The 21,822-nt window shown below is 39.6% G+C and carries 22 protein-coding genes; 5 read left to right on the plus strand and 17 right to left on the minus strand.

What is annotated here, in order from left to right; all coding sequences use genetic code 11:
* The first annotated feature begins 31 nt into the window (after positions 1 to 31).
* The gene (locus R2Q84_RS12735; protein ID WP_316816929.1) at positions 32 to 1,021 is read left to right on the plus strand and encodes an alpha/beta hydrolase; all 990 of its coding nucleotides are present in this window, start codon (positions 32 to 34) and stop codon (positions 1,019 to 1,021) included.
* A gap of 1 nt (position 1,022) precedes the next feature.
* Here R2Q84_RS12735 and R2Q84_RS12740 read toward each other — a convergent pair whose 3' ends face one another.
* Complete coding sequence (locus tag R2Q84_RS12740) at positions 1,023 to 1,805, minus strand: zinc-dependent peptidase (protein ID WP_316816930.1); 783 nt, start codon at positions 1,803 to 1,805, stop codon at positions 1,023 to 1,025.
* 3 nt (positions 1,806 to 1,808) lie between these two features.
* Complete coding sequence (locus R2Q84_RS12745) at positions 1,809 to 2,822, minus strand: Gfo/Idh/MocA family oxidoreductase (RefSeq protein WP_316816931.1); 1,014 nt, start codon at positions 2,820 to 2,822, stop codon at positions 1,809 to 1,811.
* Between the two features lie 81 nt (positions 2,823 to 2,903).
* On the opposite strand from R2Q84_RS12745, the gene R2Q84_RS12750 reads away from it, so the two are divergent.
* Positions 2,904 to 3,251: a hypothetical protein gene (locus tag R2Q84_RS12750; RefSeq protein ID WP_316817180.1), complete on the plus strand. Its 348-nt coding sequence runs from the start codon at positions 2,904 to 2,906 to the stop codon at positions 3,249 to 3,251.
* A gap of 69 nt (positions 3,252 to 3,320) precedes the next feature.
* Here the strand turns inward: R2Q84_RS12750 and R2Q84_RS12755 are convergent, their stop codons facing one another.
* The 7 genes from R2Q84_RS12755 to R2Q84_RS12785 form a co-directional block, all read right to left on the minus strand.
* Complete coding sequence (locus R2Q84_RS12755) at positions 3,321 to 4,001, minus strand: OmpA family protein (protein WP_316816932.1); 681 nt, start codon at positions 3,999 to 4,001, stop codon at positions 3,321 to 3,323.
* A gap of 188 nt (positions 4,002 to 4,189) precedes the next feature.
* Positions 4,190 to 4,888 (minus strand): ABC transporter ATP-binding protein, encoded by a 699-nt coding sequence (locus R2Q84_RS12760; protein WP_316816933.1) that lies wholly within the window; start codon positions 4,886 to 4,888, stop codon positions 4,190 to 4,192.
* A 29-nt stretch (positions 4,889 to 4,917) separates the two neighbouring features.
* On the minus strand, positions 4,918 to 6,393 hold the full coding sequence (locus R2Q84_RS12765; protein ID WP_316816934.1) for a DUF5687 family protein: 1,476 nt from the start codon (positions 6,391 to 6,393) through the stop codon (positions 4,918 to 4,920).
* Between the two features lies 1 nt (position 6,394).
* Positions 6,395 to 7,675, minus strand: a complete 1,281-nt coding sequence (locus R2Q84_RS12770) for a replication-associated recombination protein A (RefSeq protein WP_316816935.1) — start codon at positions 7,673 to 7,675, stop codon at positions 6,395 to 6,397.
* A 56-nt stretch (positions 7,676 to 7,731) separates the two neighbouring features.
* Positions 7,732 to 8,976 carry a DEAD/DEAH box helicase gene (locus R2Q84_RS12775; RefSeq protein WP_316816936.1) on the minus strand — a complete coding sequence of 415 codons (1,245 nt, stop codon included), beginning with the start codon at positions 8,974 to 8,976 and terminating at the stop codon, positions 7,732 to 7,734.
* A gap of 49 nt (positions 8,977 to 9,025) precedes the next feature.
* Positions 9,026 to 9,778, minus strand: coding sequence for a DUF4197 domain-containing protein (locus R2Q84_RS12780; protein WP_316816937.1), 753 nt, complete (start codon positions 9,776 to 9,778; stop codon positions 9,026 to 9,028).
* Between the two features lie 5 nt (positions 9,779 to 9,783).
* Complete coding sequence (locus tag R2Q84_RS12785; protein WP_316816938.1) at positions 9,784 to 11,667, minus strand: vWA domain-containing protein; 1,884 nt, start codon at positions 11,665 to 11,667, stop codon at positions 9,784 to 9,786.
* 97 nt (positions 11,668 to 11,764) lie between these two features.
* On the opposite strand from R2Q84_RS12785, the gene R2Q84_RS12790 reads away from it, so the two are divergent.
* Both R2Q84_RS12790 and R2Q84_RS12795 read left to right on the plus strand, forming a co-directional pair.
* Complete coding sequence (locus R2Q84_RS12790) at positions 11,765 to 12,343, plus strand: sigma-70 family RNA polymerase sigma factor (protein WP_316816939.1); 579 nt, start codon at positions 11,765 to 11,767, stop codon at positions 12,341 to 12,343.
* The gene (locus R2Q84_RS12795) at positions 12,336 to 13,631 is read left to right on the plus strand and encodes a carboxypeptidase-like regulatory domain-containing protein (protein WP_316816940.1); all 1,296 of its coding nucleotides are present in this window, start codon (positions 12,336 to 12,338) and stop codon (positions 13,629 to 13,631) included. Before R2Q84_RS12790 ends, R2Q84_RS12795 begins: the two co-directional genes overlap by 8 nt.
* A 65-nt stretch (positions 13,632 to 13,696) precedes the next feature.
* Here R2Q84_RS12795 and R2Q84_RS12800 read toward each other — a convergent pair whose 3' ends face one another.
* The 7 genes from R2Q84_RS12800 to R2Q84_RS12830 all read right to left on the minus strand — a co-directional run bounded on the left by R2Q84_RS12800 (position 13,697) and on the right by R2Q84_RS12830 (position 20,480).
* The gene (locus tag R2Q84_RS12800; RefSeq protein WP_316816941.1) at positions 13,697 to 14,713 is read right to left on the minus strand and encodes an inorganic phosphate transporter; all 1,017 of its coding nucleotides are present in this window, start codon (positions 14,711 to 14,713) and stop codon (positions 13,697 to 13,699) included.
* Positions 14,714 to 14,725: 12 nt separating this feature from the next.
* Complete coding sequence (locus R2Q84_RS12805; RefSeq protein ID WP_316816942.1) at positions 14,726 to 15,367, minus strand: DUF47 domain-containing protein; 642 nt, start codon at positions 15,365 to 15,367, stop codon at positions 14,726 to 14,728.
* A gap of 86 nt (positions 15,368 to 15,453) precedes the next feature.
* Complete coding sequence (locus tag R2Q84_RS12810) at positions 15,454 to 16,479, minus strand: sensor histidine kinase (RefSeq protein ID WP_316816943.1); 1,026 nt, start codon at positions 16,477 to 16,479, stop codon at positions 15,454 to 15,456.
* Between the two features lie 60 nt (positions 16,480 to 16,539).
* Positions 16,540 to 17,304, minus strand: a complete 765-nt coding sequence (locus R2Q84_RS12815; protein WP_316816944.1) for a TIGR03915 family putative DNA repair protein — start codon at positions 17,302 to 17,304, stop codon at positions 16,540 to 16,542.
* A gap of 9 nt (positions 17,305 to 17,313) precedes the next feature.
* Complete coding sequence (locus R2Q84_RS12820; protein ID WP_316816945.1) at positions 17,314 to 18,570, minus strand: putative DNA modification/repair radical SAM protein; 1,257 nt, start codon at positions 18,568 to 18,570, stop codon at positions 17,314 to 17,316.
* Positions 18,571 to 18,644: 74 nt separating this feature from the next.
* On the minus strand, positions 18,645 to 19,280 hold the full coding sequence (locus R2Q84_RS12825; RefSeq protein ID WP_316816946.1) for an HD domain-containing protein: 636 nt from the start codon (positions 19,278 to 19,280) through the stop codon (positions 18,645 to 18,647).
* A 6-nt stretch (positions 19,281 to 19,286) separates the two neighbouring features.
* Positions 19,287 to 20,480, minus strand: a complete 1,194-nt coding sequence (locus R2Q84_RS12830; protein ID WP_316816947.1) for a class I SAM-dependent RNA methyltransferase — start codon at positions 20,478 to 20,480, stop codon at positions 19,287 to 19,289.
* 72 nt (positions 20,481 to 20,552) lie between these two features.
* Here R2Q84_RS12830 and R2Q84_RS12835 point away from each other — a divergent pair, with 72 nt between their 5' ends.
* Positions 20,553 to 20,921, plus strand: a complete 369-nt coding sequence (locus R2Q84_RS12835) for a DUF3127 domain-containing protein (RefSeq protein ID WP_316816948.1) — start codon at positions 20,553 to 20,555, stop codon at positions 20,919 to 20,921.
* 117 nt (positions 20,922 to 21,038) lie between these two features.
* Here R2Q84_RS12835 and R2Q84_RS12840 read toward each other — a convergent pair whose 3' ends face one another.
* The gene (locus tag R2Q84_RS12840; RefSeq protein ID WP_316816949.1) at positions 21,039 to 21,749 is read right to left on the minus strand and encodes a hypothetical protein; all 711 of its coding nucleotides are present in this window, start codon (positions 21,747 to 21,749) and stop codon (positions 21,039 to 21,041) included.
* Between the last annotated feature and the right edge of the window lie 73 nt (positions 21,750 to 21,822).

Raw genomic sequence — 21,822 nt, forward strand, 5'->3', positions numbered from 1 at the left:
CTAGCTATTATTGTTGACTCAAAAACGACCTATGTTTAAACAAATATCTCTATCTCTACTTATTTTTTGTGCTTCAGCTGTTACTGCACATGCACAAAAGGCTGACACCTTATCCATTACTTTAGAAAATGTTCCTTATGCTTACCCTGTTAAGTACTTTCCTATATCGGTTGAAGGACAGGATGTACGTATGGCTTACATGGATGTTGCACCTACCCAGCTGGCTAATGGCAGGACTGTGATGCTTTTCCATGGCAAGAACTTTGGAGGTTATTATTGGTCTGGAGTAATAAAGGCATTAACGGCGAGAGGATTTAGGGTAATTGTACCGGATCAGATTGGTTTCGGTAAATCCTCCAAGCCATTTATCCACTATAGCTTCCATCAAATGGCGGCCTGGAATAAAGCTCTGCTTGATGCACTTGGCATACAGAGAACAAGTGTATTAGGTCATTCAATGGGAGGGATGCTTGCGACAAGATTTGCCTTGATGTATCCGGAAAAGACAGAAAAGCTTTTACTGGAAAATCCTATAGGCTTAGAAGATTACCGCAGGTTTATTCCTTACGTGACTACTGAACAGCAGTATGCCAATGAGTTGAAGGCGACAGCTGAAAGCGTTAGGAAATACTATCAGAGTTCCTACTTTACAGTATGGAAACCGGAATATGAAGAATTGGTGCGTATAGCGGGAGGGGTAACCAATAGTGCCGACTTCCCGAGGTCAGCAAAGGTAGCAGCTATGACTTATACCATGATATACGAGCAGCCTGTGTTTTATGAGTTTATCAATATAAGGGTGCCAACAGTCTTGTTTATTGGGAAAGAAGATAAAACAATTGTAGGTAAGGGATTACTTAGCCCAGATCAGCAGGCCTTGTATGGGCAGTACAGATTTTTAGGAAAACAAACTGCTTTAAAAATACCAGGAGCTAAAATAATCGAGTTTGATGCCTGTGGGCATATTCCTCATATAGAAATACCAACGGAGTTTGCTGTTGCACTTTTAGGTAGCTTGTAAATTATTTACTGGCAGGGTCCTGTAAAAATGTATCAGATAATATCTGATACAGCTGCGGATGCTTTGCTTTTAACTGTTTAGGCTTTTCGAAAAAATATTCAGATACCACAGCAAAGAACTCTGCTTCATTGGTAATGGCATATGGATTAATATCAGATTTACCTTTTTCAATGTTCTGCATTTCCTGATGAATCATTTTTACCCAGGGTACTGTGTATTCATGTTTCATCAGGTTATCTGGTACACCATCAGTCGCCCCATCCGACTTATCCAGTAAATGTACAAACTCATGTATGGCTGTATTCTCTTTATCTGAAGCGTTAACAAAACCTTGTAATAAAGCAGAGCGTGATAAGATCATTTGCCCGTTCATGTAGCCTTCGCCCACCATCCCCAGGATACTTCTTTCGCCACCTTCAAATTGAAATTCCTTATTAAAAGTATCTGGGTAGAGTAAAACGCTGGAAAGGTTTTTATACTTCCAGTCTTCAAAGCCAAATATGGGTATAATGGCGCTTGATGCAATTAATAACCGATCAATAGACTCAACAGCTATCCCCACGCCTTCAATGCGTACATAAGCTAAAAATGCCATTATCCTATGTTCAAATTTCTGTTTATCTTCGGTATCTAGTTGCCTGTAAAAATGTACATATTCCATCAGGAGCTTACGATCTGATTCTGTAAGTTCACTGAGCTTTTCTGATCTTGATGAATTACCCCTCAGAATAAAATAAACAACAATTATGAATATGGGAATGAGTATAAACAGGATGGTCGTCATTCCTTAAGCTTCAAGTATCTCTAGTTGTGTAATGATCTGCTCTTCGGTTATAGGGTAATCGATGTTATGAACGATTGCCTGATAAACAGCTTCGAACAAACCGATGTAATTCCCATTTTCTGAATCTACGTAGGTAACTTGTGGGACTGCTTGTTCATCCATAATAGTTAAACGTCCTTTGCTCTCAGGCGGCTCAATTCCATATACAGGATTGCTTAGTTTCATTCCTTTTAACAGTTGTTCTTCCTGAACATCAGACCGCCCTTTAACAAAGGATCCTGCCGAGCCGTGTAATACAAAAGCTTTTTGAGGATCTGCAGCTAATAAGCTCGAGGTAAGGAATACGTTGAGATCGTTGGGGTAGGCCAGATGAATCATGAAATAGTCATCTACTTTGGTATTTTCCCGATGTTTTCCCAGCACTTTGTAGAAAGATTTAGGCTTGCCAAATAAGCTGATTGCCTGATCTAACAGGTGAGGTCCCAGATCGTACATTAGGCCGCTTGCCGGTTGTGGTTCTTCTTTAAAGGTTTTAGGTCCTATAGCCTTTCTATAACGGTCATATCTGTAAATAACTTCGTTAATCTGACCAAGCTGTCCACTTTCAACAACCTTTTGTATAGAGGTGCAGTCACTGTCCCATCTTCGGTTGTGGTAAATGAAAATCTTTTTACCTACAGTTCTGGCCAGTTCAAACAGTTCTTTCGCTTCTGCTGAAGTAGGTGTGAATGGTTTTTCAACCAATACATGTTTCCCGGCCAGGAGGCATTTTCTGGTATAATCGGCATGTGTAAAGTTTGGTGTGTTTACGATAACCAGTTCAATTTCCGGATCTGAAATCAACTCTTCAAAATTATCATAGCTTTTTACCCCCGGATAGTCGTCTGCTGCTTTTTTCTGATTGCGTTCTAATACGGCATGAAATTTAAACCCGGGATGCGCATCAACAAATGGTGCATGAAATACTTTACCCGACATACCAAAGGCCAGTAAGCCCGTTACAATTGCTTTCTCCATAGCCATAAAATTAACAATAAGCTTTGAATTGCCATTCATTTATTATCATAAAGCTGAGGCATGAAATTGTATCTTTGTATTATGAAGCCTGCAGAAACACATGCAAAATGGAAAATTTTGCAACAAAAGATAGCACAGGAGTTTGAATCGGATATTCCAGATTTAAAAGTAATACTCTTTTTGATAGGCGTACAAGAGCTGGGTAAAGGCCCTGGTAAATATAGTAAGCGTCAAAAAGAAGAACTCATGCATATCGCCACCTGTCGCTTGTTAAGCGAAATGGGGTTCTATGAACTTGAGGGCTTGGATCAGGATGGCTGGCCGCATTGGAAATTGGTGAAACCCGTTCCTTCTTTTGCAATGATGGAGCAGGAATTACTGCTAAAATCATTGGCCATTCAATATTTCGAAGATATCTACGAAGTTTAAAAAGTGAAAAACCCGAAGTACATAGTACAACGGGTTTTCTTTTTTATAGGCGGATGTAAATATTCTTAATTATTTTCCCTGGCTTTTCGCTTCGTTTTTCAATTGATCGTTTGCAACGATAACAACCTCAACCCTACGGTTAGCAGCTCTTCCTGCTTCAGTTGAATTGTCTTCAATTGGCTCTGAGAAACCTTTACCTAAAGTGATCAGACGTGATGCCGGAACGCCTTGAGAAACTGCATAAGCTTTAACTGCTGCTGCTCTTCTTTCAGAAAGGCTCATATTATAAGCTTCAGTACCTTTGTTATCGGTATGACCAATGATTTTGATGTCAGTTCCAGGATATTGATTTATTGAACTCGCTAACGTTTTTACGTTTGTTTTTGCCTGTGCAGTTAAATCCGCTTTATCGAAACCAAATAGAATACCACTGTCGAACTTAACAATGATACCTTCACCTTCACGTATTACTTCAGCGTTAGGGATGGCATTTTGGATTTCAGCAGCTTGTTTGTCCATTCTTTTTCCGATAAAACCACCGGCAGTACCACCAACAGCAGCACCGATAACTGCGCCTACAGCTGTATTACCTGCTTTTTTACCAATGATTGCTCCAAGAACACCACCCGCTGCAGCACCAATACCTGCTCCTTTTTGTGTTTTTGTTAAACTATCGCAACCTTGAAATGCCATGGCACCAAGGGATAATGCTATACTGAATGTTGCTATTTTAAATTTTGAAGTCATCATAATGTTATTGTTTGTTTTATATGGCAGATAAATCAAACCTAATGCCAAGTTTTAATGTTTCCCGATTTTTGCCCTTCTTTCAGATTTATAGGACAACACTTCCATAAAATCTAAGCCAGATGATGCTGGAATATCAGGAAAACAGAGCCGGTAACTTTATTGTGACTATAATTCTATACAGTGCCTGTTTATTCTGAAAAGTATTCTTCCAGCTCCTTTAATGTATTCTCGTCTTTGTTGAAATCCTTAATGATTATTCCTTTTTCCAGTAATATGATCCGGTCGCATACATCGGTAACATGATTTAAATCATGGCTGGAAATTAAGGTGGTGATATTTTGCTCTTCTTTGAGTGATTTTATAAGCGTTTTAAGCCTGATCTGGGTAGTAGGATCGAGGTTCGCAAAGGGCTCGTCCAATATCAGTAATTCCGGCTTCTGCATCAATGCTGCGGCTATTCCTATTTTATTTTGATTACCCTTCGAAAAGTCTCTTATATATTTGCCCTTTTTAATGATTTCTCCATTAAAGAACTCGTCGTATTGTGTTAAGTAATCCATCACGTGTGCCTGACTAAAATTGTGCAGACTGCCAATAAATATAAAATACTCCTCTGCAGTCAGATAGTCTATCAAAAATCCTTCATCCAGATATGACGCCGTATAATCTTTCCACCGATCATTACCAGAAACATCTTCTCCTTTGGAAAATACATGGCCCTGAGTGGGACGAATCAAGTCAAGCAGCATTCTGAAGAGGGTTGTCTTTCCTGCACCGTTGTTTCCAACCAATCCAATAGTTTCTCCCGCGTAAATTTTTAAATCACTGATGTTTACAACCGTTTTGTTGTCATAAATCTTCTTTAAACCGGTAATTTCTAAGATCATATTTGTTCTCTATGGGGGTGGTTCTTTAATTAACGTTCTCTAAAGCCTTCGGCAATTTTATATCTTCTTTTGTTCAATGCCTCAGCGAGGAATTTGATCCAGTATTTGCGTGTAAATAATCCTATCAATCCGGCAAAGCCCAAAAATGCGACACCCCAATATGGATGTCCTGTATAAGAGAATGGGAAATAAAAAAGATAAGGGATAAGGAAATAAGGAATTATCAATACGAATTGTGAAGCACTTACCCCCTGATAATTAAACGTAGAACTTTTGCCTAAATCTATAGCTTTCGAATTCCATGTCGCAAAATAAAGCACAACAACTGCTCCAATACCGAGGTTGTAAAAATAGGCAGCAATTTGAATGAAGAGCACTTTCCAGCTGATAAGGCCGTACAAACTTGTTACGATCAGGACGATGGTCGATATGATGGTAAAAAGTAAAAATTTAGCAGCGATAAAGTTCTTTAGATTGGTTTTGTTAACCATTAAACCATCAAAATGACTGGCTTGCCAACCGAACATAAACTGTCCGTATATAGTGATACAGCTGCCCGTCATGAAAACGGCTGCAAAAATCAGCATGTTAATTTCGCCCTTATCTATCAAATCCTGTTTGTAAAAAAGGAAACCATAAAGCATAAAAAAAAAGCTCATAATAATTGCTGATCGGGTTCTTTTATGCCGTAAGATTAATTTCAGTTCCAGGGCGACCAATACGCCCGTTGCGCCAAACCTGTCTAGAAAAGGATAGTCTGTGCTTACTTTTTTTGCAACAGCGCTACTTAGTTCTTCTGTGTACATGTTACGACGCAGATATGCCGTGTTTATCGTAAATGCCAGTATAGCTGCGGTAGAAAAACCTAATCCACTTAAAGGATAGACAGCTAAAAAGTCAAATACAATATTAGAAATTGCAGAAATAGAGAGTACTTTAAAATATTCAAGTGAGGCTAAGGCGGCAATTACGAGTACAACAACCATAACTGCTTTTACGCTAAGTGTGGTCAGGCGTTTTATATACATCACTACGTAATTGTTAAATGCGCATAATGAAAGAATGGCAATAACATACATGATGGCTGGAAAGGAGCCATATACACTGGCAATAGCTGTGCAGCAGAATGGAATAAATATAAAGAGGGGTAAAATATTAAAGGCACTAAATAAAGACCGGATGTTTAAAAAACTAACTATTTTTCGTCTTGGGATTTTTAAGTGTAAATAAGGAACAATGCTTAATGTAGGTAACTCCTGTAATTGCATCCGCATTAAGAAGTCGACAGCAAAGTAGTAAAGAATAAAGCCATTAAATATAACGAATACGTCTTTGTCGGGAAACATTTTTGAGATAATCAACTCCATCCCAATACCTATGGCAATTGCTAAAACAAGAAGATAGATTACGGCAAGGCCCAGAAAAATTTGTGCAGCAATACTAGCACCTTTATTTCTTGAACGCCAGAAGGCTTTCCATTGGTGGCTTAAAAAGATGCTAAGCATATTAATAATTGTATTTGTTTTTCCAGTTCTTTTTCAACTGCTCCCTTAGCTTGGCTTCAGCGGGGTTATTTCCTGGATCGTATAGTTTTGTTCCACTCAGCTCATCAGGCAGGTATTCCTGTTCGGCAAAATTGCCTTCATATCCGTGTGAGTATTTGTAGTCTTTTCCATAACCTATATTTTTCATCAACTTGGTAGGGGCATTTCGGATATGTAACGGAACGGGTAGGTTTCCTGTTTGTTTTACAACGGCCTGTGCTTTATTTATAGCTTCATAAGCAGCATTACTTTTGACAGAAGCGGCCATATAGGTTACGGCTTGTGACAAGATGATCCTGGCTTCCGGAAATCCGATCACGTTTACTGCCTGAAAGCAGTTGTTTGCCATTAACAATGCATTGGGGTTAGCATTTCCGATGTCTTCGGAAGCTAGAATGAGCAATCTTCTGGCAATAAACAACGGATCTTCTCCACCTTCAATCATTCTTGCCAGCCAGTAAACGGCGGCATTGGGGTCACTACCTCGTATAGATTTTATAAATGCTGAAATGATATCGTAGTGTTGTTCTCCGGCTTTATCATACAGCGCTAGGTTTTGCTGTGCATGTGCCAGAACGGATTCATTAGTTAGGGTTATTTTATTGCCCCCGATACCGTTAATAGCAATTTCCAAAACGTTTAGCAGTTTTCTGGCATCACCGCCCGACAAGCGGATCAATGCTTCATGCTCCTTTATGCTTATTTTTTTGTCTTTGAGTATAACATCCTGCTTAATTGCAGTTTGCAGTAAGCCGGAAAGTTCCTCTTCATTCAGACCTTTTAAGATATAGACCTGGCATCGTGATAATAGTGCTGATATGACTTCAAAAGAAGGATTTTCTGTAGTTGCACCAATTAAGGTGACTAAACCTCTTTCAACAGCTCCAAGCAGACTGTCTTGTTGTGATTTACTGAATCTGTGGATCTCGTCAATAAACAGGATAGGCAAACCCATTAAGCTGTCTTTAAGTAACGCAGCCCTGTCAATTACATCTCTGATGTCCTTAACGCCCGAATTAATTGCGCTAAGGTTAAAAAAGGGCCTATCTAAAGTTTGAGAAATGATATAAGCCAGGGTAGTTTTACCTACTCCGGGAGGTCCCCAGAAAATCATTGAAGGTAACTGCCCGCTTTGTATAGCCTTTCTTAATACTGCATTTGGTCCTACCAGATGTTGTTGCCCTACGTATTCATCCAGGTTTTGTGGACGCATACGTTCGGCTAAAGGAGGGAGATTCTGCATAAGAGTAAAGATACAAAAATGTGGGTTATCCCTCCACTGAATTACGGAGTTTTAAGCTAAGTGCCTGTTTGTTTACTTGGTTTCTTTTTCCAGAATTTGCGTTTAGGCTTCCCATTCGCTGCTTTTCGTACAGGCTTTGGTGCCAGCGGATCAAGTGCTGCTTCTACAGGTGCCTCCCCAATATGTTCAGGTAAACTCATTCTGTCAATCTGCTTCTCGATCAGCTTTTCAATACTGGCCAGTTTGCGCTTGTCTCTATTGTTTACCAGGGTGATGGCGGTGCCTTTAGTGGCAGCCCTTGCGGTACGACCAATACGGTGTACATAATCCTCCGCATCGTGAGGTACATCAAAGTTGACTACAAGGTCAATACCTTCTACATCAATACCCCGGCTTAATACGTCAGTACCAATAATGATAGGCAGTTGTCTGTTTTTAAACTTGAGTAATATACCTTCTCTTTCTTTTTGACCAAGGTCAGAATGAAAGGCTTCTGCTTTAAGTCCGAGGTTTCTGAATACTTTACCCAGGTTTTTTACCTTTTCTTTAGTCGATGCGAAAACAATAATGCTCTTGTAATCATCTGTTTTTAACAGACTGGTGAGCAATGGAACTTTTTGTTCGTCATGAACCAAATACACTTGTTGCGATATACCTTCTGCTGGTTTGGAGATGGCAAGACTGATTTGCTCAGGATGATTCAGCAGTGTTGCAGCAAGCTTACGGATTTTTGGAGGCATAGTAGCTGAAAACATCACCGTTTGTCTTTCCTGGGGCAGATAGCTAACAATCTTCATGATGTCGTCGTAAAAACCCATGTCAAGCATTCTGTCCGCTTCGTCAAGTACCAGGTGTTTCAGCTGGTCAAGTTTTAAAACACCTGACGAAAGATGGGAAATTAACCGTCCGGGTGTAGCGATGATGATATCTACACCTTCGCGCATAGATCTTTTTTGCTGCTCGTAGGCGATGCCGTCACCACCACCATATACCGTTAATGAACTGATATTGGTAAAATAGGAGAGTGCTTCAACCTGCAAGTCTATTTGCTGGGCAAGCTCTCTTGTTGGAGCCAATATCAATGTGTTGTTATGACGCTCCTCTGTACCTGCTATCATATTCATGATGGGTAAAAGGTAAGCTCCTGTTTTTCCTGTTCCTGTTTGTGCACAGGCAATTAAATCTTTCTTATCTGAAATAAGGGGAATTGCCTGCTGCTGGATTGGAGTAGCATTACGAAACCCCATTGCTAATAACCCTTCAAGTAGTTCGGGGTTAAAATTAAAATCTTTAAAATCCAATATACTTTTATGTTGTTAGTATTTACCGTATAAAAGTAGCCTTTTTATTTTACTTATTCTTATCTGCATAGCCAAACACCTTTTGTAAGAGCGAGGTAGACCTCGCTCCAAGGTTATCTCTTATCTTAAGTTCTTCCTGTGCAACCTGAATAAACATGCCCTCAATGGCTTTTTGTGCTACATAGTCGGAAAGATCAGAATTCAATGGTTTTACAAGTGGAAGTTTGTTGTATTGGGTCGTTGCATCTCCCCAGTATTTGGTCGCACCTACTTTTGCCAGACTGGTGTTAATTACCGGTTTAAATTTTTCCATCAGTTGTGCAGTGGTTACTCTTTTGAAGTAGTTGGTCGCTGCATCCTGACTGCCTAATAATATATTGGTGGCATCAGTAATGGTCATCTGTTTAATAGCCGAAATAAAAATTGGCTTAGCTTCTTTTGCGGCATCTTCTGCGGCACGGTTAAGGCTCAATATTACATTGTCAGCAAGTTTACCCATACCAACTGTGCGTAACGTCTTCTCTACCTTTTGTGCTTCAGGAGGGAAAAGAATCTTTACAGCAAGGTTACCCATGAAACCATCTTTAGCCGAAAGCAGGTCTGCCCCACGGGATGTTCCTATTTCCAGTGCTTGCTTTATCCCCGATGCGATCTCTAATGTACTCGGCTTTCCGCTTGTATTTGTTCCACTGCCAGTAGCTTTTTTAAAGATGTCTCCAATTTTAAACTGAGCCTGTGCAGAGAAATTAGTCAGTAAAAAGCAAGCCAGGAGGGTAGGGTAAACAAGTTTTATGCGTTTCATTTTTTTTATTTTTGAGTCGAAGATAGCAAATCTCCGGCCATTAATTTTGCTGATTTTGCCAGTTTAATAAATTCCGAACGATAGCCTTCTCTGTCTGTGCCCATTGCTCGTGAGGCCGTTTGGATAACATGGTCAAACGAGGCTTGCTGTTTAAAGTCTGATTGTCTCAGTAACATTCCAAATTCAGCAACACTTGCTGCAAAGCGGAAGTTGTTACTAGCGCTTTCAAAAGCAGCAGAACGATCAGTTACAGCTTCTTTTATCAACTTACTTGAGCTCCCGTCAGGATCTTTATAGCGTAATTTAACGGTCAGCATTTCTTTACTGTTACTCACTGTTTTTGGTTTTTTATTTTCCTGATATTTTAAATCATCCACAGCGCCGGTAAAACTGCTTTTGATACCAGTCGGAATAACCTCGTATAATGCGGTTGCCGTATGTCCTGCACCCATTTCACCAGCATCTTTTTTATCATCATTAAAATCACGGTCTTCCAGTAATCTGTTCTCATAACCAATTAGGCGGTATGCCTGCACCTTTTCCGGATTAAACTCAACTTGCAGTTTAACGTCTTTTGCAATGGTAAATAAGGTGCCGCCAAATTCATTAATCAATACCTTTCTTGCTTCATTAATATTGTCTATGTAAGCATAATTTCCGTTGCCTTTATCTGCAAGGGTTTCCATTTTGCTGTCTTTTGTATTACCCATTCCATAACCAAGGACTGTTAAAAATATGCCTGATTTACGTTTCTCTTCAATCAGGCTCTCCATGTCTTTATCACTGGAAGCACCAACGTTAAAATCGCCGTCTGTTGCCAGGATTACCCTGTTGTTTCCTCCTTTGATGAAGTTTTGCCCCGCCACTTTATAAGCCAGTTCGATTCCTGCACCTCCGGCAGTTGAGCCACCGGCATTTAAGGCATTTAAAGCATCTTTAATTTTAGTTTTGTCATTGCCAGCTGTTGAGGGTAGTACAAGACCTGAAGTCCCGGCATAGACTACAATAGCCACTTTGTCTATTGGGCGTAACTGGTCGGTTAGTAATTTAAAGGAAGAAACGAGCAATGGGAGTCTGTTTGGACCGCTCATAGAACCGGAGACATCAATTAGAAACACCAGATTGGAGGCAGGAAGGTTATCTGTCGGTATTTTTTTGCCTTGTAAGCCAATTTGTACCAGTTTGTGTTTTGTATTCCACGGGGCATCGGCAATTTCTGTTACAATGTTTACCGGGGCACTACCTTTTGGCTGTGCATATTCATAATCAAAGTAGTTGATCATTTCTTCAACTCTTACTGCATCTTTAGGAGGTAAACTACCAGTGTTAATGAACCTACGCACATTACTGTAGGAGGCGGCATCTATATCAATTGAAAAGGTCGATAGTGGATTTTTAAATGGATTTTGAAAGCCATTTTCCTTAATGGAAGCATAGCTTTCTGTATTTTGATCAGCTGGATAATAGGATTTATTCAGGTTACCTACCCCTCTAATTCTAATGCCTTGCGTAGCCGAAGCTAATGCGCCCGTTATTGCCATTTTCTTTTGTATGCCATAGCCCACGGTCACTACTTCGTTCAGCGTTTGAATATCTTGTTCTAAGCTAACATTGATGACAGTAGATTTTTTGATTTTTATGGTAAGCGTTTTATATCCTATATAAGAAAAATGGAGCTGTTGACTACTATCTTCAACAGTAATGTTGTATTTACCATCTTTGTTGGTCGTTACATATTTTTTACTACCCGATGTACTTACAATTACGCCAGGAATGGGCTGACCTGAGGTTTTATCGGTCACTGTTCCTGTAATTACTTTAACCGATGCATGGCTTTCCTGGAAGCCCATAAATATCAGCAGAACTAGGGGTAGCAATAATGTTTTCATAATTTTCTGTTTTGCTAATGATGTCGGCTTTGCAGAATTTCCATACCAGTGTCAGAAAATATTTTTATACTTGAGCAGATTATGCCCTAAAAGAACATTGAAGTTTATAAAAAATAACGCCAGGATACAGGAGCAGGATGATGCTGCTTTAATTGCACACTATAAAAAAAGTGGCAATCTGGAGGTATTGGGTACGCTTTATAACAAATATATGCACCTGGTATTTGGGGTTTGTTTAAATTACCTGAAGGATGAGGAGCAAAGTAAGGATGCTGTAATGCAGATATTTGAGGAGCTGGTGCTTAAACTGAAGCTCCATGAAGTACAGAACTTTAAAAGCTGGCTACATGTACTTACACGTAACCACTGTTTAATGGCACTTCGCAAACAATCGAAGAATACGACAGTTTCAATAGATGATACTTTTGTGGAAAACACAGATTTTGTGCATCTTGATATGGATGATACAAAAGAGAAGAGGCTGACCGTTATGGAAAAGTGTATGGAAACGCTTCCTGAAGAGCAACGTGTGAGTGTAGATCTGTTTTACCTGCAGGAGAAGTGTTATAAGGAAGTGGCAGATATTACAGGCTATGAGATGGTTAAAGTGAAGAGCTATATCCAGAATGGGAAAAGAAATCTTAAAATTTGTATAGAAAAAAATAGCAGTGAATAAGGATTGGTTAGATATAGGTGTTTTAGAGGATTATCTCGACGGTAAGCTTGATGCTAAAACCATGAACAGGGTTGAGCGCGAAGCTTTAGAAGACCCCTTCGTGGCAGAGGCCCTGGCTGGCTTAAGTGAGTCGCCTAAGCGCGCTTTGCAATCTATGTCCCTGCTTCAAAAACAATTACATGAAAGAGTAGCGGAACATCAGAGAATTAAAAAAACTTCGGTCATTACCTGGCAACGACTAAGTATTGGAACTGCTGCGGCAGTAATGTTTGTTGCGGTAAGCATTATGTTCTGGATGCGTGAAAGTAATCATCAGAAAGAATTGGCCGGTAGATCTAAAAATGTGGATGTGACGATTGCTCCGGTCGTCCCTGTGGTTGAACCACCCGCAGCGATACAGGCTGCTCCGGGGCTTGCAAGTGAATCGGCTGATCAGGTCGTAGAAAAAGAAATGGATAAAGCTGTTAAGGCGGCCAAAACAAATACTTACGCAGCAAGAGGAAAATCTAAAACAGAAGTGGCAATACCTCAGTCCGCACCTCAGCAATTAAACGATGTTGTCGTAGTGGGGTATGGCGTTCAGCGGAAACAAAATATAGTCGGGGCAGTTGCTTCGGTCGCAACTTTAGATGTTGCAAATGTAATGAGCGGGAAGGTAACAGCACAGGATGATGGAAAACCTTTAATTGGAGCTATTGTGAGGGTAGATGGAACTAATTTAACTGCGGTTACCGATACCAATGGCGAATTTAAAATCAATGCAGATACTTCTATTAAGGAGGGTAAGATTTTGGTTAACTCTATTGGGTTTAAAGCAACTGAACTATTGGCTAAAGCAAACCAGCCTATAAATGTTACCCTCGTACCTGATCGTTTAGCTTTGAATGAGGTGGTAGTTGTAGCATATGGTAAAGCCGAAAAGAAAGTGCAGGCTCTTGATAGCCATAAGGTAAACAACGCACTTGCCGAAAGGGTCGGAGGAGTTCGGATCAGGGGAACCAGCACCATGCAGGGCAAGGTAGCAATGGTTTCTAATCCTGTTGGAGGCTGGGATAAATTATGGGCTTATATCGGACTCAACAATGCTTTTAAAGATGAAGTGAAAGCAGGACAAGTAGTTGAAGTAAGTTTTAAAATCAATAAAGAAGGAACCCCAACAGATCTGAAAATTGAAAAAGAGGCCGATGATAAATATGAGCAGGAAGCGATCAGATTAATTATAAATGGGCCTAAATGGGAGAGACCAGAGAAACGGAATAGCAGGATGACCTTTAGAATAGATTTCTAAAAACAAAAGACCGCAGCGTTTAAACTGCGGTCTTTTGTTAGAATATTAATTTACCTGATCAACTATTAAAAGAAAAGGTGGATAATGGCGAAAAGAATAGCTGCCAGTGTAGCTGATACCGGAATAGTCAATACCCATGCCCATAATAAGCTTACTGTAACTCCCCAGCGTACTGCTGAGACTCTTTTTAACAAACCAACACCTACGATAGATCCGGTAATGGTATGGGTAGTAGAAACAGGAATACCAAAATGTTCAGTAATACCTAAGGTTACAGCACCAGCAGATTCAGCTGCAACACCTTCAAAAGCATTTACTTTGGTGATTTTAGAACCCATTGTTTTAACAATTTTCCATCCACCACTCATTGTACCCAGGGCAATAGCCGCGTAACAAGAGATTGGAACCCATTCAGGCATTACATCTCCGCTATTTAGTTGATTTCCAGCTACCATGGCTACATAGATGATACCCATTACTTTCTGGGCATCGTTACCACCGTGGGTAAAACTTAAGGCCGCAGATGAGATCAGTTGCAAACGTTTAAACCATTTTTCTGCTACAGAAGGCCTGGCATTTTTTGAAATGTGTAAAATGATGATGGATATGATCACTGATATGACCATACCAATAACAGGGGCCAGCACTATAAAAGCTACTACTTTTAATATTGGAGCAAGGTTGATAGCCGACATTACGCTAACGCCCAATGATGCAGCTTTTGCCATTCCTGCTCCTGCAAACCCACCAATTAGTGTATGGGATGAACTGGAAGGGATACCGAACCACCAGGTAAACAAGTTCCAGGCGATAGCGGCTAATAAACCAGCTAATATAACTTCAAGTGTAATAAAGTTTTCTACGACAGTTTTGGCAATTGTATTGGCAACTTTGTGGTCTGTAAAATAAAAATAAGCAGCAAAATTGAAGACTGCAGCCCATAGTACCGCCTGAAAAGGCGAGAGTACTTTCGTGGACACAATCGTTGCAATAGAGTTTGCTGCGTCGTGAAAGCCGTTAATGTAATCGAAGGCAATAGCCAAAACGATTACAATAACCAATAACGTAAAAGTAGTTACCATTTTTTTAAAGGGTTAAGCATTCTTTACCAAAATAGACTCCAACACATTTGCTGCATCCTCACATTTGTCTGTAGCCAATTCTAAGGTCTGCAGTACTTCTTTTTGTTTGATCAGTTCAATAGCGTTGGTCTCAAATTCAAACAAGCGTGCAATAGCAAGGTTGCAAACATAATCAGCCTGGTTTTCTCCACTGTTGATACGTACACAAGCATCAGCAATTACACGGATATTTTTAAAGCTTCTTAATTCTTTAATGGCTTTCTCCAAATCGGTACACATTTCCACTAAAAGTTCTGCAAGTTTGATCATTGCGTCACCAATATTGGTCACATTGTACAGTTCTATATTACTAGCCGAGGCATGGATGTAATCTGCGATATCATCAACGGCACTTGCCAGTGCATGGATATCTTCCCTGTCGAATGGTGTAATGAAGTTTTTACTTAATTCAAGAAAAATAGAATGGGTGATCTCGTCTCCAACATGTTCCAGACGTTCCACCTCTTTAATGTATTCTTTTCTTTTTTCCAGGTCTGTTGCACTTAATGCAAGCAGTAGTGCCTGAGAAATCTTTAATACGTTGCTTCCTGCCTGCTCAAATAACGGCTGAAATTTCTTGTCTTTCGGTGTAAAGAACTTAAAAATACTGTTCATATTAATTTAAAATATGATACAAAAGTATGAGTGTAATGTTAACTTAGTGTTAAGTGTTAAGTTATTTTTACAAATATATCCAACTGTTAACCAATCTTTTCTAGTGTAAAGGCAAATGTTGTCCCTATTTGCAGGGTGCTTCTTACTGATATAATTTGTTCATGTGCCTCCAGAATATGCTTTACAATAGCCAAACCAAGGCCGGTACCTCCTTCTTCTCTTGATCTATGCGAGTCGATCCTATAGAAGCGTTCAAATAAACGGGCCAGATGTTTTTCATCAATTCCGATCCCGTCATCCGTAACTTCAATTAAGTATTGGTCATGAAGTTCGAATATTTTAATGGCGGTTGATCCATTTTCTCTTCCGTATTTCAGAGAATTATGAATGAGATTGATCAATACCTGTCTGATCTTTTCGCGGTCGGCCCTAACGTATGCCGGGTGAGTATATTTGTCTTTGAATGAAAGCTTAATTTTTCTTTTATTTGCTGAATCTTCCAGGCCCTCCATCACCTCACGTGCAAGAGGTACAAAGTCAAAGCGCTCATAATTAATAGGAATAGCCCCTGTTTCAAGTTTAGAAATGGAATCCAGATCATTAATGAGGTAACTCAGGCGTTCAACATTCTTCTCCGCTTTGTTTAAGAATTTTGAAGCCATTTCCGGGTCAGTTGTCAGGCAATCCTGCAAAGTCTCGATGTAACCTTGAATTGCAAACAAAGGGGTTTTAAATTCATGGGATACATTGGAAAGGAACTCTCGTCTAAACTGTTCTTGTTTTTTCAGGACCTCAATTTCTCTTTTCTTTGCCCCGGCCCATTCTTTTACCTCGTGTTCTACATCATTTATCGGATCAGAACTTACATATTCTCCTAAGGCATCTTTCAGATCTTTACCCAGCTTTAGGTTGTGGATCATTTTATAGATCAATACAATCTTGGAGTAGATATATTTTTCGAGCAGATAATAAAAAACAATAAAGCTCGTAATAAAAGTTACCATAAAAGAAACCAGCATGTAATACCAGTTTTGCTGGAAATAGAAATTGACCAGGCCGATAGAAAGTCCTACTGCAAAAGCAGCAATTAGCACTAAAACACTTAATTTCATTCTTATAAATTTAAGGTAAGAGAGAGTGCTTACCTGTGGAGCAATTTACAAGATAAATCGTTATATGCCCATCTTTTCAGTAAGATATTTCCAATATCTTTTTGGGACATGCTGTACATGTAATTTCGTGTTTTTTCGTGCTGTTATATTGGTGCTTTTGAAATAGTCTTTCCATAAGGTAGCATATAGATTTTCATTGTCTGCCTGAACATCTAATGTTGTGGTTTGCAGATTCTTTTCTTCTTTTGTCGTAAAGCTCACTTCTTCTACTTTTTCAAGATCATAATACAATCCATAATGTCGGTCGAGGTCGTAAATGATCCATCTTTGATCCGCATAGCGATTTTTAAAATGGTTCATGATCAGTGGCAATACATTGTAGTCTGGGGTAATTCCACAGTAAAAGACGCCATCTGCCGAATGTTGGAATCTTATAAAAGCTTCCATCCTGTGTTTTTCCCGCTCTACTTTTCTGGCTGTTTGTGCTACTTCCAGGACATAGGGATTCCCATAGTTGGCTTCAGCTCCTGATGGATTTGAAAAGATATAGCAGGCAAATTCGAATAAGCTTAGGTAGGCTTTAGCTGATTCTGAAAGGAAAGTGCAGTAAAATCGTCGCATCCAGCCTTTATCTAACTTATCTTGAAGACCTTTCCATACCCTGTCTGCTTTTTTACTATCCTTGTGCACATGTAACACTGGCGAGAAAGCATCCGGTTGGTAATACTTTTCTAATCGGAGTGTTACTTTTTCGGGTTTTCGCTCAAACCGTTCAAAGATAGCGCAAAGCAGACTTTCTAAGCTTCCATCTATTAGGTATATCATAAGATCCTGCTAAAACAAAATTAATTGCTGGATATCATTTTTTAAATATTTGCTTTGACTTTCAGCCAGTATGAAGGATTTAATTTGTGTACCCTGATAGTCTTTAATCTGATAAGGCGTGTCTGCACATCTGATAAAGTGTTTTGCCCTATTGTAGGCAACTCCGATTTTCTTGAGTTGATCAATTCTTAACTTTCCGAACTTTCTGGCTTGTATTATTTTCTTAGCCGACCCAACCCCGATACCGGGAATACGTAAAATTATTTTATAGGACGCAACGTTGATGTCAACGGGGAAAAATTGAAGATTTCGGAGCGCCCAGCTAAGTTTTGGGTCTATGTCTATATCCAGATGCGGGTTTGTGTCATTTAATAGTTCATTGACCTGAAAGCCATAAAAACGCATCAGCCAATCAGTTTGATAGAGCCTATTCTCACGGATCAAAGGTGGTTGGCTGCGAATTAAAGGTAACCGGTTGTCGTTACTTATTGGTATGTACCCTGAATAGTAAACTCTTTTGAGAGAGAATTTTTTATAAAAAGTATCTGCTGTGTGCATGATGTCTTTATCTGTTTCAGGTGTGGCGCCAATAACCATTTGTGTACTTTGTCCTGCCGGGACAAACTTTGGGGTATTTTTGATCAGTTTTTTTTCATCCTTGAATTGTATGATCTGGTTTTGAACAAGGGCTAATGGACGTTTAACATCATCATGGCTTTTTTCAGGGGCCAGCAATTTTAAGCCGGTTTCTGTAGGCATTTCTAAATTGATACTCATTCTGTCCGCATATAACCCGGCTTCCCTGATCAGCTCTTCGCTCGCCCCGGGGATGGTTTTTAGATGGATGTAGCCATTGAAACGCTCTTCGGTCCTTAGTTTTTTTACCACTTTCAGAAGGCGTTCCATGGTAAAATCTGCATTTTTAAAAATACCGGAACTTAGAAAAAGACCTTCAATAAAATTACGTCTGTAAAAATTAATGGTTAAAGAAACGACTTCTTCTACCGTGAATGCTGCGCGTTCAATATCATTACTTTTCCTGGAAACGCAGAAGGCACAATCATAGATACAATGATTGGTAAGTAGAATTTTTAAAAGAGAAACACAGCGCCCATCTTCCGTATAAGTATGGCATATTCCGGAAGCATGACTGTCGCCGAGTCCTTTATTGTCATTTTTTCTTGTCCCGCCACTTGAAGAGCATGACACATCATATTTAGCTGCATCAGCAAGAATCTTTAGCTTTTCTCTAATCCGCTCAGACATATCAATTTATTTTGCTAACAAATGTAGTAAAATAAGCTAATATATTTAGTTTTAATTAGGCTGCTGTAAGGTTGTTAAATTTCTGTGTAAAACTGCTCGAGATAGGTAAGCATAAAATCGTGACGTTGTTGTGCCATTTTTTTTCCCGTTTCGGTTCTCATCAAGTCTTTGAGCAGTAGTAGTTTTTCATAGAAATGATTGATGGTGGGGCCTGCTGAGTTTTTATATTCCTCTTTGGTCATATTGAGCTGAGGTTTGATCTCAGGGTCGTAAAGTACCCTGTTTTTGTATCCTCCGTAGGTAAAAGCCCTTGCTATGCCTATCGCACCAATGGCATCCAGTCTGTCAGCATCCTGGACAACATCAAGCTCTCTTGATTTAAAGGTAACTACCCCAAGGCTGGCTTTATAGCTTAAATTTAAGATGATTTGCTGTACGTGACTGATGATATCCTGATGCAGGCCAAGTGTATTTAAAAAATCACCTGCGATCCTTGGGCCTATTTCTTCATCTCCGTTGTTAAACTTTGCATCAGCAATATCGTGTAATAGTGCCGCCAATATAACGATTAGCTCATTTGTTTTTTCACTGGCATTAATTGCAACTGCATTGTTATAAACGCGCTCAATGTGAAACCAGTCGTGACCAGCTTCAGCATTGGCTAAGGTTTTTTTTACAAATTGTATCGTTTGATCGATGATGTGATTCATAGATAACTATATTGTTGGTTTAACAGGCCGCTGATCTTCAGGTCTCCTGCTGCCATCATATAATTCATACTCTAACATACGGCAATCCAGTTTCCCGTTGTAGAACTCTACTTTGCGTTCTGCTTTTAGTCCGATTTTTTTAGCGAGGTCGGGGTTTCCGGTAAAAATATATCCAAAATAGCCTTTACAATGTTGTTTCATGAAGTCGCCCATGCGTTTGTATGTAGCTTCCAGTTTGGAGTGTACACCAAGACGTTCACCGTATTCCGGATTAAAAACGACTACTCCTTTTCCACTGTCGGGAACCGGGGTGTCGGCAAAATCGCATACCTCGAAAGTAATCAAGGTATCTACTCCTGCTGTTTTCGCGTTCTTTCTGCTAATGTCGACGGCATCTTCAGATAAATCTGAAGCTATAATTTGCAGGTCAACATTTTTAATTACCTGGTCTTTTAATATTCGACGTTCCGCAAAAAACTCCTGTTCATCATAACCCATGATGTGCATAAAACCATAATTCATTCGGAATAAGCCCGGACGACGGTTGGTGGCAATAAGAGCGGCTTCAATAGCAAGTGTACCTGAACCACACATCGGATTTACAAATGGAGATTTCTGATCCCATTTGGTGCTCAATACCACTGCGGCGGCAAGTGCTTCCAGCATAGGTGCTTTTCCAGGTATTTTACGATAGCCATGTTTTGCAAGTGTTTCGCCTGATGTATCAATAAAAATATCAGCTTCACTGTCTTTCCAGTATAAATGTACTACTGCTTTATTCGCATCAGAGCCAGAATTCGGACGAATGCCTTTCTTCTCTTTTATGCGGTCAACAATCGCATCTTTTACTTTTAGATTAGCAAAAAGTGGGGTGGTAATTGTTGGGTTATCCACATTTGAAGTTACAGAGAAATAACCGGAAAAATCGATTAGTTCTTCCCATGGAATAGCGACCATCTCCTGGTACAACTCATCAGGGTTATTGGCCTTGAAGCTTTTCAGACAGTATAAAATCTGACTTGCACACCTTAAATTCAGGTTTAGCTTGATGCATTCTGTTAAGGTAATGTTCAGTTCTAAGCCTGTTGGGAAATCTCTTACAACTTCATAACCCAGGTCTTTAACCTCTCCTAATAAATAGGAAGAAAGGCGCTTATTGCAGGTTATTATAACCTTGCTTTTTGTGTGGAAAACTTGCATAATTTATTGTGCGAAGTTATCAATAAAAATATAGAGATTTGAACTTCGTAGTAGAATAAAAGAGTATTTGTTATGGAAATTAAAGGAAAAGTGCATGAAATTGGTGCATTACAGCAGGTGAGTGAGACTTTTAAAAAAAGAGACCTGATTATAGAATATGCAGAAAACCCGACTTATCCTGAATACATCAGGTTTGAGGCTTTACAAGATAAAACAGCTTTATTTGATAGCTTAAAACAAGGTGATGATATCGAAGTTTCATTCAACTTACGTGGTCGTCCGTGGACAGATAAAACCGGAAAAACATCTTATTTTAACAGTTTAGTAGTATGGCGTATCAATGCGTTAACAAATGGCGCAGCCGCAGCATCTACTCCAGCATATGCACCGCCAGCTGATTTAAACAGCGCACCAGGCGAGGAAGATGATCTTCCTTTTTAAGAGCTTTTTTAAAGTAAACAATTTACAAATTATGCCGGAAATACCTTCCGGCATTTTTTTTGCTCAAAATTCTGATTGAATTTTGAGCTTTCATCCGGAATACTGTGAAGTAGCAATTTAATTGTCTCCAATCTTACTCCATATTTCATAGATTTTGTCACCCTTGCTACTTAACCCACTATGGTGCCAGTTGCGGTCTTCCAGTTTGCCATCAAAGCTTAGTGAGGCACCTACACGGGTGTTATCCCTTGAAAAGAACTCAATGTTTTCTACGTACTTACCATCTTTAAATGTGTAGCTGCCGCCCCCGGTTCCCGAAAACTGTTTTTTCCCCGGGTCTATAGCTACCCATTGAAATTTAGTGCCGGTTAACAACTTATAGGTTTGTCTTGTACCGGTTTGATGTATCGGACTAAGTTTTCCATCCTGCATTCGTCCTGTGATGTGCCATACACCTGCCAAAGGAGCGTTCCCATCGTCCACCCGTTGAAAGGTAGCCTGGCCATCGGGAGCGGTTACAACAAGCTCAGTTGTTGTAACGGAAAAGGGGTAATCTATTTTACTGCCCACCTTAGTTGAGTCAAGACTGTTAAATAGCACTTTGGTGATAATTGTATTGTCTTTAATCTCATAAAGGCCACCATTAGTTCCTACAAAAACATTCCCCTGTTGAACGGTATGAAAATAAAAGCCATTCTGGAAGAAGAGATGGTGTTTCGTTTCATCCTGGTTAAGTTGCCACGCGCCTTTAACTTCCGGGGTGCTTTGTGCTTTTAGATTAGTGAAGCTGACTGTTAATGCTAGAATGCTAAATAAAAATAATTTCATGATTGCTATTTCAATTAACGGTTAAGATTATAACTAAACGGATAATAAATATAATGATTATCGCTCATAGTCG

Origin of the sequence: Pedobacter nyackensis (assembly GCF_032678475.1) — a bacterium.
Classification (GTDB): domain Bacteria; phylum Bacteroidota; class Bacteroidia; order Sphingobacteriales; family Sphingobacteriaceae; genus Pedobacter; species Pedobacter nyackensis_A.